Annotated in this window: 15 protein-coding genes; 9 read left to right on the forward strand and 6 right to left on the reverse strand. The window is 63.2% G+C overall.

Annotated elements, in window-relative coordinates:
- The first annotated feature begins 453 nt into the window (after window positions 1-453).
- Both msrB and EK16_RS05970 read left to right on the forward strand, forming a co-directional pair.
- On the forward strand, window positions 454-873 hold the full coding sequence (msrB, locus tag EK16_RS05965) for a peptide-methionine (R)-S-oxide reductase MsrB (RefSeq protein WP_051928992.1): 420 nt from the start codon (window positions 454-456) through the stop codon (window positions 871-873).
- 19 nt (window positions 874-892) lie between these two features.
- The gene (locus EK16_RS05970) at window positions 893-2,989 is read left to right on the forward strand and encodes a S9 family peptidase (RefSeq protein ID WP_038035317.1); all 2,097 of its coding nucleotides are present in this window, start codon (window positions 893-895) and stop codon (window positions 2,987-2,989) included.
- 91 nt (window positions 2,990-3,080) lie between these two features.
- On the opposite strand, the gene EK16_RS05975 is transcribed toward EK16_RS05970, so the two are convergent.
- On the reverse strand, window positions 3,081-3,623 hold the full coding sequence (locus EK16_RS05975; protein WP_051928993.1) for a PAS domain-containing protein: 543 nt from the start codon (window positions 3,621-3,623) through the stop codon (window positions 3,081-3,083).
- A 232-nt stretch (window positions 3,624-3,855) separates the two neighbouring features.
- On the opposite strand from EK16_RS05975, the gene EK16_RS05980 reads away from it, so the two are divergent.
- A complete protein-coding gene (locus EK16_RS05980; protein WP_051928994.1) occupies window positions 3,856-5,019 on the forward strand; it encodes a PA0069 family radical SAM protein in 1,164 nt (387 codons plus the stop codon).
- A gap of 106 nt (window positions 5,020-5,125) precedes the next feature.
- Here the strand turns inward: EK16_RS05980 and EK16_RS05985 are convergent, their stop codons facing one another.
- Both EK16_RS05985 and EK16_RS05990 read right to left on the reverse strand, forming a co-directional pair.
- A complete protein-coding gene (locus tag EK16_RS05985; protein ID WP_038035319.1) occupies window positions 5,126-5,887 on the reverse strand; it encodes a DUF72 domain-containing protein in 762 nt (253 codons plus the stop codon).
- 41 nt (window positions 5,888-5,928) lie between these two features.
- Entirely contained in the window at window positions 5,929-6,639 is a 711-nt protein-coding gene (locus EK16_RS05990) for a phosphoribosyltransferase (protein ID WP_051929122.1), read from the reverse strand.
- Between the two features lie 344 nt (window positions 6,640-6,983).
- Between EK16_RS05990 and EK16_RS05995 the strand changes: the two genes are divergently transcribed.
- From EK16_RS05995 to EK16_RS06005, 3 genes are all read left to right on the forward strand, one after another.
- Window positions 6,984-9,482: a transglycosylase domain-containing protein gene (locus tag EK16_RS05995; RefSeq protein ID WP_197059625.1), complete on the forward strand. Its 2,499-nt coding sequence runs from the start codon at window positions 6,984-6,986 to the stop codon at window positions 9,480-9,482.
- Window positions 9,483-9,663: 181 nt separating this feature from the next.
- Entirely contained in the window at window positions 9,664-10,230 is a 567-nt protein-coding gene (locus tag EK16_RS11490) for a DUF1214 domain-containing protein (protein ID WP_197059626.1), read from the forward strand.
- On the forward strand, window positions 10,227-10,889 hold the full coding sequence (locus EK16_RS06005; RefSeq protein WP_038035320.1) for a hypothetical protein: 663 nt from the start codon (window positions 10,227-10,229) through the stop codon (window positions 10,887-10,889). Before EK16_RS11490 ends, EK16_RS06005 begins: the two co-directional genes overlap by 4 nt.
- A 100-nt stretch (window positions 10,890-10,989) precedes the next feature.
- Here EK16_RS06005 and EK16_RS06010 read toward each other — a convergent pair whose 3' ends face one another.
- The 3 genes from EK16_RS06010 to EK16_RS06020 all read right to left on the reverse strand — a co-directional run bounded on the left by EK16_RS06010 (window position 10,990) and on the right by EK16_RS06020 (window position 12,523).
- On the reverse strand, window positions 10,990-11,262 hold the full coding sequence (locus tag EK16_RS06010; RefSeq protein ID WP_369793086.1) for a hypothetical protein: 273 nt from the start codon (window positions 11,260-11,262) through the stop codon (window positions 10,990-10,992).
- Window positions 11,263-11,450: 188 nt separating this feature from the next.
- Complete coding sequence (locus tag EK16_RS06015; protein WP_038035322.1) at window positions 11,451-11,918, reverse strand: NUDIX hydrolase; 468 nt, start codon at window positions 11,916-11,918, stop codon at window positions 11,451-11,453.
- 44 nt (window positions 11,919-11,962) lie between these two features.
- Window positions 11,963-12,523, reverse strand: a complete 561-nt coding sequence (locus tag EK16_RS06020; protein ID WP_038035323.1) for a biotin transporter BioY — start codon at window positions 12,521-12,523, stop codon at window positions 11,963-11,965.
- 196 nt (window positions 12,524-12,719) lie between these two features.
- On the opposite strand from EK16_RS06020, the gene panB reads away from it, so the two are divergent.
- The 3 genes from panB (at window position 12,720) to EK16_RS06035 (ending at window position 15,742) form a co-directional block, all read left to right on the forward strand.
- On the forward strand, window positions 12,720-13,535 hold the full coding sequence (panB, locus tag EK16_RS06025) for a 3-methyl-2-oxobutanoate hydroxymethyltransferase (protein ID WP_038035324.1): 816 nt from the start codon (window positions 12,720-12,722) through the stop codon (window positions 13,533-13,535).
- A 141-nt stretch (window positions 13,536-13,676) separates the two neighbouring features.
- Window positions 13,677-14,447, forward strand: a complete 771-nt coding sequence (locus EK16_RS06030) for a tetratricopeptide repeat protein (RefSeq protein WP_051928997.1) — start codon at window positions 13,677-13,679, stop codon at window positions 14,445-14,447.
- Window positions 14,444-15,742, forward strand: a complete 1,299-nt coding sequence (locus EK16_RS06035; RefSeq protein ID WP_081910310.1) for an outer membrane protein assembly factor BamB family protein — start codon at window positions 14,444-14,446, stop codon at window positions 15,740-15,742. The genes EK16_RS06030 and EK16_RS06035 overlap by 4 nt, the downstream gene beginning before the upstream one ends.
- Window positions 15,743-15,776 lie beyond the last annotated feature (34 nt).

Here is a 15,776-nt window from a genome sequence, read left to right on the forward strand (position 1 = left end):
GGTGGGGTGGCTGCATGCCTTGCGGCATGCCCTGCGTCATTCCGCCGGCCTGTGATGAAGGCATTGCCATGGCGCCCGGTGCCTGCATCGGCGTCTGCCCCGTTTGAGGGGGCTGCGGCGTCCCTCGCGGCTGACCGGCCTGCGGTCGACGAACGATGTTCTTCTCCAAAGACATGGCGGACAAAACACTCCCCCGGTCGGCCATCATGGCCAACGTGCGCAAAGCCTACATCGATACTCGTGAACAAGGGTTTAATCGCCCCAATGAAATGCGACCATTGCGAGTAATGACTGGCATTTCCGCCCATTGGAACGCGCAAAACCTTCGGATCGCGTGCAGGGAAGGAAAATGCAAGCCGTCCTGAAAGGCGGTTTTTGAGGGTTTGAAGAGCAAAATCCCGTTGCACCGGCGCAAGGGCGCACTATCATGAAAAGCGTGAACGGGAGGTATCCATGGATCTCGACGATCGCCGCCGGAAACTCACGCCGGAGCAATATCGCATCACCCAACAGTGCGGCACGGAACCGCCGTTTTCGCATCCCCTGTATACGGAAAAGCGCCCCGGCACCTACCATTGCGTGGTGTGCGAGGCTCCTCTTTTCACTTCCGATGCCAAATTCGAATCCGGAACGGGCTGGCCCAGCTTCTTCGCCCCCATTTCAGCGGATGCCTTGAAAGAGCGGGAGGATCTCTCCCATGGCATGCGCCGCATCGAGGTGCGCTGCGCCCGGTGTGATGCGCATCTCGGCCATGTCTTTCCCGATGGTCCGCCGCCGACGGGTCTGCGCTTCTGCATCAACGGCACTGCCCTTCTCTTTCGCCCTCATGAGCGGGGCTCCGATCAGGATCATCTGAAAAACCATGAACGCTAACGGCAGGGAAACGAACACCATGACCACGCCGAAGCCGCCAAAGGCTGAAAAGCGCCCGGTGAAAAGTGTCCATCACGGCATTGAGCGCGTGGATGATTACGCCTGGCTGCGTGCCGAAAACTGGCAGGAGGTGATGAAGAATCCCGAGGCGCTGCCAGCCGATATTCGCGCCTATCTCGAGGCGGAAAACGCCTATCAGGAAGCGATGATGGCCGATACCAAGGCCTTGCGCGAACGCCTGTATGCGGAAATGAGAGGGCGCATCCGCGAGGATGACAGCACCGTGCCGGTCACGGACGGCCCCTTTGCCTATGCCTTTCATTATGCCGAGGGGGCTCAGCATCCCCGCCTTGTGCGCACAGCCCGGGAAGGCGGCGCGGAACAGGTTCTTCTCGATGCTGATAAACTGGCGAAAGCCCATGACTTTTTCCGCCTCGGCACCGCCGAACACTCGCCCGATCATCGCTGGCTGGCCTGGAGCGCGGATGTGCGCGGCTCGGAATATTATGATCTGCGCCTGCGCAATCTCACCACGGGCGAGGATCTGGATTACGTCATTCCGGATACGGGCGGCAATGTCGTCTGGTCGGCGGATTCACGGCATCTGTTCTATGTGCGCCTGGATGAGAACCACCGCCCCCGCTACGTCTGCCGACACGAGATCGGCACGGATCCCGCAAAGGATGTCATCGTCTATGAGGAGGCGGATCCCGGCTTTTTCGTCTCCATTGCCGAGACCACATCGCGCCGGCTCATCCTCATCGACGCCCATGATCACGAAACCTCCGAGATCCGTTTCATCCCGGCCGATGATCCGCTGGCGGATCCCGTGCTCATCGCGCCACGCGAGCGCGGGGTGGAATATGATGTGGAGGAAGCGCACGGCACCCTGTTCATCCGCACCAATGCCGATGATGCCGAGGACTTCAAGATCGTGGTGACCCCTCTCGATCAGCCGGGGCGCGATCATTGGCGCGACATCGTCGGCCACAGGCAGGGGCGGCTCATTCTCTCCCATCTGGTCATGTCCGCGCACATGGCCCGCCTGGAACGGGAAAACGGCCTTCCTGCCATTGTGATCACCGATCTGCACACGGGGCGTGAGCACGAAATCGCCTTTTCCGAGGAGGCCTACGCCCTTGGCCTGTCGCTGGCCAGCCGCGATTTTGACAGCACGCTTGTGCGTTTCAGCTATTCCTCGCCAACGACGCCGGAACGCATCTATGACTATGACATGGCCACCCGGGAACGCACCCTGCGCAAGGAGCAGGAGATACCTTCCGGCCACAATCCGGAAAATTACGTCACCCGCCGCATTTTCGCCCCGGCACACGATGGCGAAACTATTCCGGTCACCCTTGTGTGGCACAAGAATACGCCGCTCGATGGCTCCGCGCCCTTGTGGCTCTATGGCTATGGCGCCTATGGCATCACCATTCCCGCCAGCTTTTCCATCAGCCGGCTTTCATTGCTTGATCGCGGTGTCATCTATGCCATTGCCCATGTCCGCGGCGGCAAGGACAAGGGCTATCGCTGGTATCGCCTCGGCAAACGCGAGCACAAGATGAACACCTTCCGCGATTTCATTTCCGTGGCCGAACACCTGATCGAGGAAGGTTACACACGCATGGGCCGCATCGTGGCGCAGGGCGGCTCTGCCGGAGGCATGCTCATGGGGGCGGTGGCCAACATGGCGCCGGAGCTGTTCGCCGCCGTGATTGCGGAAGTGCCCTTTGTGGACGTGCTCAGCACCATGCTCGATCCCACCCTGCCGCTGACGCCGCCGGAATGGCCGGAATGGGGCAATCCCATCGAAAGCCGCGAGGACTATCTCACCATCGCCAGCTACAGCCCCTATGATAACGTGAAGGAACAGGAGTATCCCGCCATTCTCGCCACGGCCGGGCTGACCGATCCGCGCGTCACCTACTGGGAGCCGGCCAAATGGGTGGCCCGCCTGCGCGAGAAAAAGCGCAACGCTTCGCTCCTTTTGCTGAAAACGGACATGGGCGCCGGCCATGCCGGTCAACCCGGGCGCTTCGATCATTTAAAGGACGTGGCCTTCGCCCAGGCCTTCGGGCTGAAGATCCTCGGCCTTGCCGGCGAAGCGGGCTGAATGTTCACAGTGCGTTTATAAGAGGGAATGTCCGGAGAGTCTCCCCTCAAGTCCGGATGTGCATGTCTTATGAGCCATTTGCCGGCGATTATCAAAGCCCGCCGCCCTGCATGAGCAGGAAGGAATCCGCCTCCTCGGTGATGCCTCTTTTTCCAGAATCGCGGGCGGAGCGGGCGATGTCCAGCCCCAGGGCCATGAGGCCCTGGCCATCGTTGCTTGAAAGCGGCAGACGCAGCCAGAACAGCACCAGATGCTCGCGCCCGGCGCCGGGTGCGCGCAGCATGCCGAAAAGCGGCGCCCGCTCCTGCCAGAGTTGACGGCAGACCCTCTGCCAGTATTCGGCATGTCTGCCCCAGCAGGGATCGGCCAGCGTGCGGTTCGTCAGCTCCACGCCGAAAATGTCGCGCAAGGCGCTGCCCGCCAAGCGAAAACGCGCGTGTTCCGCATCCTCTTGCAGTTCGATGAGGCTGACATGCGGCAACAGCCGGCGCATGGCTGCCGGTGAGATGTCTTCGCGCCGTGGCAGATCCCGCTTCCCTTTCAGGGAAAGCCAGTAGTCGAACAAGTCCTGCTGTTCGGGCAGCATCAGCTGTGCGCGCAAGGTGCGCACATCACCCGGCCCCGTTGTTTCCATGCTCTGCCCCCGAATCGTTTCCGATTCACCCAAAAAGCAGGAGCACTATGACCGCCGGTTTCGCGGCTGGCAAGAGGCGTTGGCCAACAGGCGCATCAGGGCGCTGCGAATGCCCTTATCTTTCACCATCCCGCTATAATCACGATATGTTCTTGACATGTTCTTTTCCTTCTGGAACCATATCGACCACGACACGAAAGAGCGAATGATCCTTCAAGGCATTTGAAGAGCCATGAGCAACGCGCCCACGCCCATTGCCACACCGAAATCCCGGGGGCTGCTCGCCTGTGAAAATGCCCGTGCGCTCAAGGGCCGCGGTGCCCGTTCCGCCCGCAGCGGGCGCCATGAACACCAGCAGCGCGAGATCGTGGATGACGGCTGGGGCACCATCGCCGAGCTGGCGCAGGAGCGTCTGCCCACGCGCATTCAGGAGGAGCAGGCCCGCACCATCATCACCCGCAACACCTCGCCCGACATCTGTTTCGACCGGTCGGTAAACCCCTATCGCGGCTGCGAGCATGGCTGCATCTACTGTTATGCCCGCCCCACGCATGCCTGGCTTGGCCTTTCACCGGGCCTGGATTTCGAAACCCGCATCAGCGCCAAGGTCAACGCCCCGCAGCTTTTCGCCCGGGAGCTGAGGCATCCGGCCTGGAAGCCGGCGCCGATAGCCATCGCCCCCAACACGGATGCCTATCAGCCCGCCGAGAAGCGCTATCGCCTCACCCGCCGCCTGCTGGAGGTGGCCGAGGAATTCGGCCAACCGGTTTCGATCATCACCAAATCAGCGCTGGTGCAACGGGACATCGACATTCTCGCCCGTCTGGCGAAGCGGGATCTGGTGCGGGTTGCCATTTCCATCACCACGCTTGATGCCGCGCTGGCCCGCATCATGGAGCCGCGCGCGGCCACGCCGGCGAAACGGCTGGAGACCATCGGCGCGCTTGCCGATGCCGGCGTGCCCGTGGCGGTCATGGTCGCGCCGGTCATTCCGGCGCTCACCGATCACGAGATCGAGACCATCCTCTCCCGGGCCGCCGGCGCCGGGGCGCGTCAGGCCGGCTATGTCATGCTGCGGTTGCCGGCGGAGGTCTCCGGCCTCTTCCGGGAATGGCTGGTGGATCATTTTCCGGAGCGGGCCGTGCGCATCATGAGCCTTGTGCGCGGCATGCAGGGCGGGCGCGACTATGACCCCCGTTTCGGTCGCCGGCTGGTCGGTTCCGGCCCCTACGCCTGGGCCATTGGCCGCCGTTTCGAGAAGGCGGCCAGGCGCCTGGGGCTGATGAAGCGGCAGATGAAGATGGCGCTGCACCATTTCCGCCCGCCGGCCCGCACCGGCGAACAGCTCACGCTGCCCGGCCTGCTTGAAGAGCGTGAAGAGGATGAAAGGGCTTAGGGCGTGTCCTCATAAAATCCGACGTGCCAGCCCTTTGAGGTCGGCATCGTCGTCTTTGAATTAAGTCCACGTCCTATCCGGCATCCTTCTCGAACAGGCCGTTTTTTCAAGGCTCTAGCGAGTTGTTTTTGCCGGCGGGGGCGTTCATGGCCTGCAATGCGGCGCGCAGGATTTGGGCATCCCGTGGCGCGCAGGCGGCCGCGTCGTTGTTGAAATAGGCGTACAATCGCCCAACCCCGCTTTCGCGGGCAGCGGCTAACAATCGTGCCGCCTTTTCCTGCAGATCCGTCTCATCATAACAGACGCCGCGGCGGATGCCGTGAAAGCGTGCATAAAGCAACGGCCCCGTAACCCACAGCGGCGTCTCCCGCCCGCCATGATCATGAATGCAAAAGCCAGCGCCCTTTTTGGCAAGCATGGCGCGCACCGCGTCTGCATACCAGCTCTCATGACGGAATTCGAAAACGTGCGTGAAGGTTTCGGGCAGCAGATCAAGGAAAGCGCGCAAAAGGCCGTCATCCCGGTGCAGGGAAGGCGGAAGCTGATAGAGAACGGGCCCCAGCTTGGGCGCAAGCAGCGAGACACGCTCAAGAAACGTGTGCAGGGCCTCCGCACAGTCCTTCAGGCGGTGCACGTGAGTGATCAGGCGGGAAGCCTTCACCACGAAGAGAAAATCATCGGGCGTCTTTTCCCGCCACGAAAGCAGCCGTTCGGCATCCGGCAGACGATAGAAGGTGGCGTTGATCTCCACCGTATCGAACACGCCGGCATAATAGCGCAGCCATTTGCCCGGCGAGAGCCCGGCGGGATAGAAGGCGCCCCGCCAGTGCCGATAGCTGTAGCCGCTGGTGCCGATGCGCAGCTCCATGGCCTTGCATCCTGTTGCGTCTTGCTTTTTGCAGCAATCGCCTAGCTCGAGGTCTTTTCGCCGTGTTCCTGTTGCCAGGCATCCAGCATCGCCGCCACTTCATCCAGGGTGAGATCGCGCCAGTGGCGGTAGGCCTCCGCCACCGCAAACCAGGGCCCACCGCGCAAATTGGGCACAACGACCGCATCGGCCGCTGCCGCCACCCGCCGCGCCGCCTGTTCCGAAGCGGTGGGTACCGCAACGATCACGCGTTCCGCCCCACGGCGCCGCGCCTCCTCGATGGCGGCCAGCATGGTGAAGCCGGAGGCCAGACCGTCATCGGCGATAATCGCCGTGCGCCCCGTCAGGGACAGGGGCGGCACATGCCGGCGCAAGGTTTGGATACGCTCTGCCAGTGCCTCGCGTTCCAGCGCAATCACCCGCTCCAGGGTCTGCCGGGACAGCCGCGCCGCCAGCGCCTCGTTGATCATGAGCGCGCCATGCTCTGTCACCGCGCCGAAGCCGGCTTCCGGATTGTCGGGAAAATGCAGCTTGCGGATAAAAATGAGATCGAAGGGCACGTTCAGCCGCCGCGCCAGCATCAGGCCGACGGGCACACCCCCGGCCGGAATGGCAACCACCGCGGCATTTTTCAGAGTCTCCTCGTCGAAATGGCGCAGAATGAGCGCCGCGGTCACCAGGCCGGCATCGTTGCGGTCATCAAAAACGCCCACCGCCTGCGACAGGGCGGGTTCCGTGATGATGGTGCCCATGGCCGCCTCCTTGCCATGCGTGATGGCAAAATCCGTCACAATTCCTACATTCTCTCATTGAATATGGGATGCATCCCGCCTGTGTGCCATGGCGAAGGCGGAAAATATGCGCTAGGGATCGCCTGGAATGGTGCATGAAATCCCGACCGGAAACAGCGGTATCGCTCCTTTCGGTTCGGCAATTCTTTTGCAATGCTTTTCGTGTTATGGGTGTTTCAGGCGCGAATGATGCATCACCTGAGGTTGTCCCTGTCTCGTGGACGCCGCATGATGTGCGAAGGCCGGGCCGCCAAGGGCCCGACCCGGGCGAGAGCCGCAAACGACAGCCCTGAATGGACGTGCGCATGACCGATCGTGAACCCAATGGCATGACCCCATCCGAACAACCGGGCCAGACACATGGGCCGGCATCTGAGGATTCCGGAAAGAAAGCCTCTGCGCGCCCGCGCCGCCGTGGCGTGCTCGCCATGATCCTCGATGCCTTCTGGATGCTGGATTCCTGGTTCAGCGCCGCGCTCTATTCCGCGCGCGTTCTGTTGCGCCGCGGGTGGCTGGCCTATGCCTCGTTTCTGGAACGTTTCCGGGTTCGCGGTTTCTTCAAGCGTTTTCTGGTGGATATCGTCGATGACGGCCTGACCTTCTCCCTGGCTTTCGCCTTCGTGCTCGTTGCTTTCGCCCTGCCGCCCTTCTCGGGCGAGGGTGATGTCTGGAACAACAATCGCCAATACGCCGTCACCATCACTGACGAAAACGGCAACATCATCGGCCGCCGCGGCATCCGGCAGGATGACGCCGTGCCGCTTGAGGAGATCCCGCCGCATCTGATCAAGGCCGTTCTCGCCACGGAAGACGCGCGCTTTTATGATCATTTCGGCGTCGATGTGATCGGCACATTGCGTGCCGCGGTGGCCAATGCCAAAGCCCAGGGCATTGTTCAGGGCGGCTCCACCCTCACCCAGCAGCTCGCCAAGAACCTGTTTCTGACCCCGGAGCGCTCCTTCCGCCGCAAGATACACGAAGCCTTCCTCGCCCTGTGGATCGAGGCCCGCCTGAGCAAGGACGAGATCCTGAAGATGTATCTCGATCGCTCCTACCTCGGGGCGGGCAACTATGGCGTGGAAGCGGCCGCGCAATTCTATTTCGGCAAGTCGGTGCGCGACATCAACATGCACGAGGCGGCCATTCTCGCCGGTCTGTTCAAGGCACCCTCGAAATATGCCCCACATCTGCACAAGGAGGCCGCGCTCGCCCGCGCCAGCGTTGTGCTCGCCCGCATGCGCGACGCCGGCTTCATCTCGCCCGGCGAGATGCTCAAGGCCCTGCGCCAGCCTGTGCATGTCGTCGGCGGCAAGCAGGATACCACTCCCGACCATTTCCTTGACTGGGTCTATCGCGAGACCATCGAGACCCTGAAGGAACACAGTCTGGAGAAGAATTTCGTGGTGGAAGTGAAAACCACCATGGATCCCGCCCTGCAGCGCAAGGCCGCCGAAGTCATCCGGGAAGCCCTGGCCAGGGACGGAAAGCGCTATCGCGCCAGTCAGGGGGCGCTGGTGGCGCTTACACCCGAAGGTGCGGTCAAGGCCATCGTGGGGGGGCGCGACTACGAGAGCAGCCAGTTCAACCGGGCCACGGACGCCATGCGCCAGCCCGGTTCGGCGTTCAAGCCATTCGTCTATCTCGCCGCGCTCATGCACGGCTACAAGCCCAATTCACTCATTGATGATGCACCGATCACCATCGGGCGCTGGACGCCGCACAACTATTCGCGCCGCTATCACGGGCGCGTGACACTCACCACAGCCCTTGTGCATTCCTACAACACCGTGCCGGTTCGCCTGATGACCCGCATTGGCCGCAAGGCGATCATCGAGGCGGCCCGCAAGGCCGGGCTGACCTCGCCGATCCGGCCTGTGCCTTCCATGCCGCTGGGATCCAACGAGGTGACGGTGTTAGACATCACCGCGGCCTATGCGGCTTTTGCCAACGGGGGCAAGCGTATTACGCCCTACACGGTTCTGGAGATCCGCCGTCCGGATGGCACGCTCATCTATTCGCGTGCGAGCGACGGCCCGGTGCCGGAACAGACCCTGCCGCGTGACAAGGTGGAACAACTCAACCGCATGCTGTCTCTTGTGCCGATCAAGGGTACGGCCAGACGCGCCTTCCTCGGCTTCACGCCGCAGGCCGGCAAAACCGGCACCACCTCCAGCTATCGCGATGCCTGGTTCATCGGCTACACGGGACACCTCGTCACCGGCATCTGGTTCGGCAACGACGACTACACGCCCACCCGACGCATGACTGGCGGCTCCCTGCCGGCGCAGACCTGGAAGGAGTTCATGACCTATGCCCTGGCTGACAAGCCGCCGCTGCCTTTGCCGGGCGTTCCCGTCAGCAAGGACCATCGCAAGGCCTATGCTGCATTGCGCGAAACCCTGAAAGGTCTGCGCGGAAGCACGGGATCCTCACCCGCCACCGGAGATGCGGCACAGGCCGGGCCTGATGCCGTGGCGGCATTGAGCGAAGGCGACATCCTGTTGTCCGCCGGTGCAACCGCCGCCGGAGTTGCTGCCGCCAAGGGTGTATCACGCAAACTCAATGTGCATCCGCGCAAAGGCGTGAAGACCGCCGCCCTGCAAAAATCCGGCAAACGGCGCAAGCTGCGGCGTGTGCGCAAGGATCCGGTGGTCAGCACCCTGCGCAACATGTTCAGCCTGTTCCGTACAGACAATCGCCGCGTGCGGCCGGCCAGAAACTTCCGCGCCCGCAACGATGCGCGCCGCACGCGTGCGCGCCGCAATGCCCGCAAGGTACGCAAGTTCTGGAGCATCTTCCGCTGAAGATGCCATCGGGGCTGGCGACTGTCTTTTTCAAGCAACGCGTTTCAATGCGCCGGCCTGTTGCGCAAGGGCAGCGCAGCGATTACACCTGTTGCCGAAAGGGAATGCACATGGTCTTGCCGGCCATGCAACAGGGCCGCGCCGCGCCCTGATGGGGCAGGCCGAGCGGGGGCGAAAGGTCTTGAGCGAGCTCGTCAGGATAACCATCGCCTTGGTGCTCTCGGCCCTGCTGGGAGTGACGAGCCTTTATACCCTTTCGGGCACTGACGGCCTCGGAGCCGTTGAATCCGGGGTCTGGCGAAGCTGGAAGAACCCGGCTGATCCGGATTCCTGGCCCTATGCACGGCTTCATTTTCTTCTTCAGGATCGCCTGCCGCCCAGCCGCTTTCTGAGCACTGTATTCATCGCAGAAAGCGATGATGAAGGCCGTGTCCTCTCCGCCGCATGCGTCTATCGCCTTACCGGCCGCTTGCCACCGACGCGGTGGTGGAGCCTGAACATCGAGGCCGTCGATGATGACGCACATATGCAAAGCGCTGCCTCCCTTTCCTCGGAAGATGCGATGATCCTGCCTGACGGCTCTGTTTCAGTGGCAATCAGCCGGCTGTTTCAGTCCGGCAACTGGCTGCCAACGCCAAGGGAAGGCCACTTTCGCATCATCCTGTCTCTTCATGGCATCAGCCCCCTGCTCAGGGAACGCCTGAACACCCTGACGATGCCGCGGATCATCAGGGAGGGCTGCTCGTGAAGCTGCGGGATTTTGCTTTCTGGACCCTCGTGGTGCTGCTCGGTGCACTTGCCGTGCATGCCGGGCTGGCCGTCTGGCTACCGCGACGGATCATGGCCGGTCTCTTTGAACAGGCCGCGGCCCTGGGCGCGGAAAACACCTTCGTGCTGCTCCCTTCGGGCAAGGAGCCCGAATTTCTCAGACCCTTGCCACAAGGCACGCGGGCTGGCCTCTGTCTCATCCGCCCCGGCGATCAGGCCGTGGAAATTCGTGCTCCACTTGATGGCGGATACTGGTCGATCGCCGCCTATGGCCCAGATGGCAGCGTCGTTTTCGCCCTCGATGATCGTCATGCCCTCGGCCGGGAAATGCGCATGATCTTTGCCCATGCCGCGGCGGGATCTGACATGACCAACACGGGGCTGCGCACCGCCACCATCCGCGGCGACAGTCTGTTCATCCCGATGGCCACCCAAACGGTTCTGGCTGTGGTGAAGGTGCATGCGCCCTATCCCGGCATGGAGCCGCGATTGCTAAACACCCTGCGCCAGACGCAATGCCGCCGCATTCCTTTGCCGGCGTTTCTGCAGGGAACAGGAAAACAAAAACTCTCCTCTTCCGAAGAACGGATGAAGCGCACCTTCGCCGTGCCGCTGCCGCGCGAAAGGCCCGGCCAGTGATCCGGCCGGGCCCTTTTGGATTTCTCGGTGCTGGGTGCGGGTCTCTTCGAGGGGTTCGGAATGCTGAAAAATCCGTTTTGCCGTTGCTGGTGGCTTAAGCTCACTGCCGGGAGTAGTAGAGCGTGAATTCGCCGCGACGAATCCGCTCCGGCAAATCCTCCAGCATGCGGGCCACGGCTTCCTCGCCATAGGCGGTCACCATCTCCGAGACGGCGGCGAACAGCGCGGCGGAAGCCACCTGATCGGGATGCAGCCCGTCATAGACTGCCTCTTCCCAGGCCTCCACGATGTAGCGCAGGGCGGCATGCCGCGTTTTCTGTTCGCCCATGGCCTCTTCTGCCTGCGTGGCCCAGTCGTCGAATCTGCGCGTCACGTCCCTTGTGCCTCCGTCACGCATCGTCTTGGAGCCTTAACGTTCCTTCCGCTCTGACGCTCCTGGTTTGGTCTTGATCATAGATACCCCCAGCTGCGGCCTGGGGCCACCGATCCGTGAAAAAAGGGTTAATTCCGGCGAAGACAACCACGAACCCGCGGCAACTTAAGGCCAATGTGATGATCCGTTCAGCCGAGGGCGGTGTCATCCTCGGCAAGATCGGCCGCCACGCGGCGGATCAGGTCCGCCGTGCCGGGGGTGAGGCGGATTTCATCCAGCACCTCGATGGGAATCCAGGCGGCTTCGTCCGCATCGCTCGCGGGCTCAGGCTCGCCATGTACCCAGCGCGCGGCAAAAACCGTGAGCACGAAGTGATCCAGAATGCGCCCCTCCGGATCCTTGTGGATGATGTCGATGACATCGAGCAGGCGCACGATCTCAGCGGTTACCCCTGTTTCCTCGCGCAGCTCGCGCAAGGCGGCGGTGCGCACCGGCTCGCCCAGCTCCACCTTGCCGCCGGGCAGGCTCCATACATTCGGCCATGGCGGATGTGCCCGCCGTACAAGAAGCACCGAATCGTCACGGATGACACACACGCTCACGCCCGCCACCGGCTGTGGCGGGCAGAGCGCCGGATCCTGTGATGAAGGCGACATCGGCGCCCATCCGTTGCAGAAAACAGCCCAGGCGGGGTGAAAGCTCACGCCTTCTTCAGGCGCCAGGCGGCCTGCAGGGCCACGGCAGCGAGCAGGACCTTGAGCAGATCGCCATAGATGAACGGCATCAGGCCAAAGGCGACGGCCTTGTCAAATCCGATGAAGGCGGACAGCCAGGCCAGCCCCGGCAGATAAATGAGCGCGGCGCCGATGCCCATGACCACAAGACGGGAGACAAAGCCCTGCATCCATCCCTTTTCCGCCATCCAGGCGACAAAGGCGGCCGCCAGCAGAAAGCCGAGGAGATAGCCGCCCGTCGGCCCGGTCATGTAGGCAAGGCCAAGCCCCTTTTCCGGCGTGCCGGCAAAGACGGGAAGGCCAAAGGCCCCTTCCAGCAGATAGAGCGCGACTGCCGCAACGCCTATGCGCCCCGTGCTCGCGGCCAGCAGGAGAAGGGCGAAGGTCTGCATCGTCATCGGCACCGGATAGAAGGGCACCTGCACCTTGGCCGAAAGCCACAGCAACAGGGAGCCGGCCACCGCCAGCGAAAGCTGCACGAGCCGGGAGCGGGAGGTGACGAGAAGCCGTGTTGCGGAAACAGTCATCGATCGGGGCCTCCATCCTCATGTTCGTCCCATCGGCGGCGCATTCTGGCATTGCCGCCCCGCGCGCTTCGCCGCAGGGCCATTTGGATGATCGCCGCCTGCTGTCCGCCTTGGTATATTCCGGCCAGCACGAACCGACAAGAGGCCGCCCTCATCAAGACCCTTTCCCGGCCTTGTATCTTCGCGGAGTATCGCCATGAGCACCCACAGCCCAAACCGCCGCATGACCGCCCCGCGCATCGCCGCCCGCAAGGGCGGAGAACCGATCGTTGCGCTCACCGCCTATCATGCCCACACCGCCCGCCTGGCTGACCCGCACGTGGATCTGCTTCTCGTCGGCGATTCGGTGGGCATGGTGCTTTATGGCCATGGTTCGACCCTGCCCGTCACCCTGGAGATGATGATCGTGCATGGCCGCGTCGTGGCCTCCGCGGTCAAGCATGCGCTGGTGGTGGTGGACATGCCCTTTGGCTCCTATGAGGAAAGCCCGCAGCAGGCTTTCCGCAACGCCGCCCGCATCATGAAGGAAACGGGCTGTGGCGCGGTGAAGCTGGAAGGCGGCGTGCGCATGGCCGAGACCATCCGCTTTCTCGTCGAACGCGGCATTCCGGTCATGGCCCACATCGGGCTGACCCCTCAGTCGGTCAACGCCCTGGGCGGCTTTTTCGTGCAGGGGCGCAAGCAGGCGCAATGGGCCGCCATTGAGAAGGACGCAAAGGCCGTGGCCGAGGCCGGGGCGTTTTGCGTGGTCATTGAGGCGGTGGCCGAACCGCTCGCCCGCCGCATCACCGAGCAGGTGCCCATTCCCACCATCGGCATTGGCGCCTCGCCCGCCTGTGACGGTCAGATCCTGGTCATGGAGGACATGCTCGGCCTCAATCCGCGTCCGCCAAAGTTCGTCAAGACCTATGCCGATCTCGCCGGCGCCATCGAGAAGGCCATCGCCACATATGCCGATGAGGTGCGCAGCCGCACCTTCCCCGACGAGGATCATGTCTATGGCCTCGACTGATCAGGTCCGGCGGCATGAAAAACCGGAGATTGCCATGATCCCGCCAAGAGACTAGTTTAGCCGCGATCGCCGGGCGGGAGAGCTTTCCGCCCTCATGGATGCGGAGCCCGGATTTCAGGGCCGAACTTGGGGCACGGGATCATGAGCGAAGAAGATGCCCTCCTGCGTGAAGTCGACGAGGAGCTCAGGCGCGAGCAGCTGGAAAAGCTCTGGAAGCGCTATGGCAACTGGTTCATAGCCTTCTCCTTCGGCATCGTCGCCGCCGTGGCCGGCTACAAGGGCTGGCAGTACTATCAGACCAAACAGGCGCAGGCCGCAGGCGAGGCCTATGCCTCCGCCCTTGATCTCCTCGTCACCGGAAAGCAGGAGGAAGGCCGCCTGAAGCTCACCGCGCTCGCCGAGGGATCGCACAAGGGGGCGGCGGCTCTAGCGCGCCTGAAGCTGGCCGCCCTCGATGCCAAGGCGGGAAAAATAAAGGATGCCATCGCCCTTTATGAAAAGGTGGAAAAGGACGAATCGCTCGATCTGCCCCTGCGCAATGCGGCCCGCATCCGCCATGCCTGGCTCATTGTCGATACCGCCGATCACGAGAGCCTGAAAAAACTGCTTGGCGGGCTTGATGTGCCCGGAAGCCCCTGGCGGGCCGCGGCCTGGGAAATTCTTGCCCTTTCCGCCTGGCGTGCCGGTGATCTGAAAACGGCGCGCAATCTCGCCGAAAAGATTTTGCTGGATCCGGAAACGCCGCCCGGCGCCCGTCAGCGCGCCCGCATCCTGATGGAAACGATCACGCCGCGCCTTGCCGCCGACGAAAACGGCAAGGCGGCCTCAATGGCAGAACCGGCCACACCAGCCGGACAAGCCAAGGCTGGCGGCAAGGCAAGCGGCGATTCGCAGCAGAAGAGTGCGCAATGACCACTATGCGCAGCGACAGACGCACCCTTCTGCGCGGCCTGGCCGCCGCGGCGGGCGGGGCTGTTCTCTCTGCCTGTTCGCAGACGAGCGAGATCGTGGAAGGCCTGCTTGGCGAGAAGGACGTGCGCCTGCCAGGCAAGCGCGAGGACATTTTCGCAACCAGCGGCGCGCGCATCTCTGACGAGCCGGTCGTGGTGCCGCCGGCGGTGCGCAACACCAGTTGGGCCCAGCCCGGCGGCCGCGCCAGCAATGCCAATCACAATCTCGCGCTCGGCCGGCCCATTCGCAAGGCCTTTTCGGTTTCTGCCGGAGTGGGTTCTGATTCCGATGGCAGCCTCTCCGCGCCCCCGATCGTCATAGGCGGGCGCATTTTCGTGCTGGATGCCAAGGGAAATGTCACGGGCCTGTCGGCCGCCTCCGGCAAACGGCTGTGGCGCACCTCCCTTGTGCCCAAGGGCGAGGATGCGGATGTGGGGTTTGGCGGCGGGCTCTGCTCCGATGGCGGCGCGCTGTATGCCGCGACCGGATTTGGCGAGGTTGTGGCCCTTGATCCGGCCACGGGCCGCGTGCTCTGGCGACAGAAGCTGGAGATGCCGTTTCGCACCGCGCCGGTGGTGGCCAGTGGCCGCATCTATGTGCGGGACCTTGGCAATACGCTTTACTGCCTCTCCGCTGCGGGCGGTGCGGAACAATGGCGCCAGCAGGGAGACAGGGCCCGCGCCTCCATCATCTCCGCCTCGGCGCCGGCGGTGGGCGAGGGCGTGGTCGTTGCGCCTTTCTCCACAGGCGATGTCGCCGCTTTCACGCCGGCAGGCGCCAGCCTGTGGTCGGAAAACATCGGCGCGCCGGATGCCATCAGCGACATCGCCGGCCGCCCCGTGATCTACAAGGGACTTGTGCATGTCATTCCGGCGGCCGGCAGTTTCACCACCTTTCGCCTGCGCAGCGGACAGGAGGTATGGAGCCTGCGCACCGGCGGGCGCAACACACCCTGGCTTGCCGGAGACTATCTGTTCGTCATTACCGGAAAGAAGCGCCTCTCTGCTGTCAACCGCCGCACCGGCGGCGTGCGCTGGACAATCGCCATGCCGGAAGGCGCCTGGAGCGGCCCGGTCATGGGCGGCGGCCGTCTGCTTGCGGTATCCTCCAAGGGCGTGCTTGCCGAATTCTCGCCCCAGACCGGGCAGCTGATGAACGAGCATGACATCGGCGAAAAAGCCTTCATCGCCCCTGTCATCGCCAATGCCACCCTCTATGTGCTTGCCAACGACGGCAGCCTGATCGCCTTCCGCTAAGGAAATGCGCCATTTGTCCTGTGGCGTTATTGAC

Origin of the sequence: Thermopetrobacter sp. TC1 (genome assembly GCF_000746275.1) — a bacterium.
Taxonomy (GTDB): domain Bacteria; phylum Pseudomonadota; class Alphaproteobacteria; order Rhizobiales; family Aestuariivirgaceae; genus Thermopetrobacter.

What these genes read in the sequence shown, in the direction of transcription:
- panB (WP_038035324.1), top strand. Translation starts at nt 12,720, where the DNA reads ATGAGCACCCACAGCCCAAACCGCCGCATGACCGCCCCGCGCATCGCC.
- EK16_RS05970 (WP_038035317.1), top strand. Translation starts at nt 893, where the DNA reads ATGACCACGCCGAAGCCGCCAAAGGCTGAAAAGCGCCCGGTGAAAAGT.
- EK16_RS06035 (WP_081910310.1), top strand. Translation starts at nt 14,444, where the DNA reads ATGACCACTATGCGCAGCGACAGACGCACCCTTCTGCGCGGCCTGGCC.
- EK16_RS06020 (WP_038035323.1), bottom strand. Translation starts at nt 12,523, where the DNA reads ATGACTGTTTCCGCAACACGGCTTCTCGTCACCTCCCGCTCCCGGCTC.
- msrB (WP_051928992.1), top strand. Translation starts at nt 454, where the DNA reads ATGGATCTCGACGATCGCCGCCGGAAACTCACGCCGGAGCAATATCGC.
- EK16_RS06030 (WP_051928997.1), top strand. Translation starts at nt 13,677, where the DNA reads ATGAGCGAAGAAGATGCCCTCCTGCGTGAAGTCGACGAGGAGCTCAGG.
- EK16_RS05975 (WP_051928993.1), bottom strand. Translation starts at nt 3,623, where the DNA reads ATGGAAACAACGGGGCCGGGTGATGTGCGCACCTTGCGCGCACAGCTG.
- EK16_RS05985 (WP_038035319.1), bottom strand. Translation starts at nt 5,887, where the DNA reads ATGGAGCTGCGCATCGGCACCAGCGGCTACAGCTATCGGCACTGGCGG.
- EK16_RS05995 (WP_197059625.1), top strand. Translation starts at nt 6,984, where the DNA reads ATGACCGATCGTGAACCCAATGGCATGACCCCATCCGAACAACCGGGC.
- EK16_RS06015 (WP_038035322.1), bottom strand. Translation starts at nt 11,918, where the DNA reads ATGTCGCCTTCATCACAGGATCCGGCGCTCTGCCCGCCACAGCCGGTG.
- EK16_RS05990 (WP_051929122.1), bottom strand. Translation starts at nt 6,639, where the DNA reads ATGGGCACCATCATCACGGAACCCGCCCTGTCGCAGGCGGTGGGCGTT.
- EK16_RS05980 (WP_051928994.1), top strand. Translation starts at nt 3,856, where the DNA reads ATGAGCAACGCGCCCACGCCCATTGCCACACCGAAATCCCGGGGGCTG.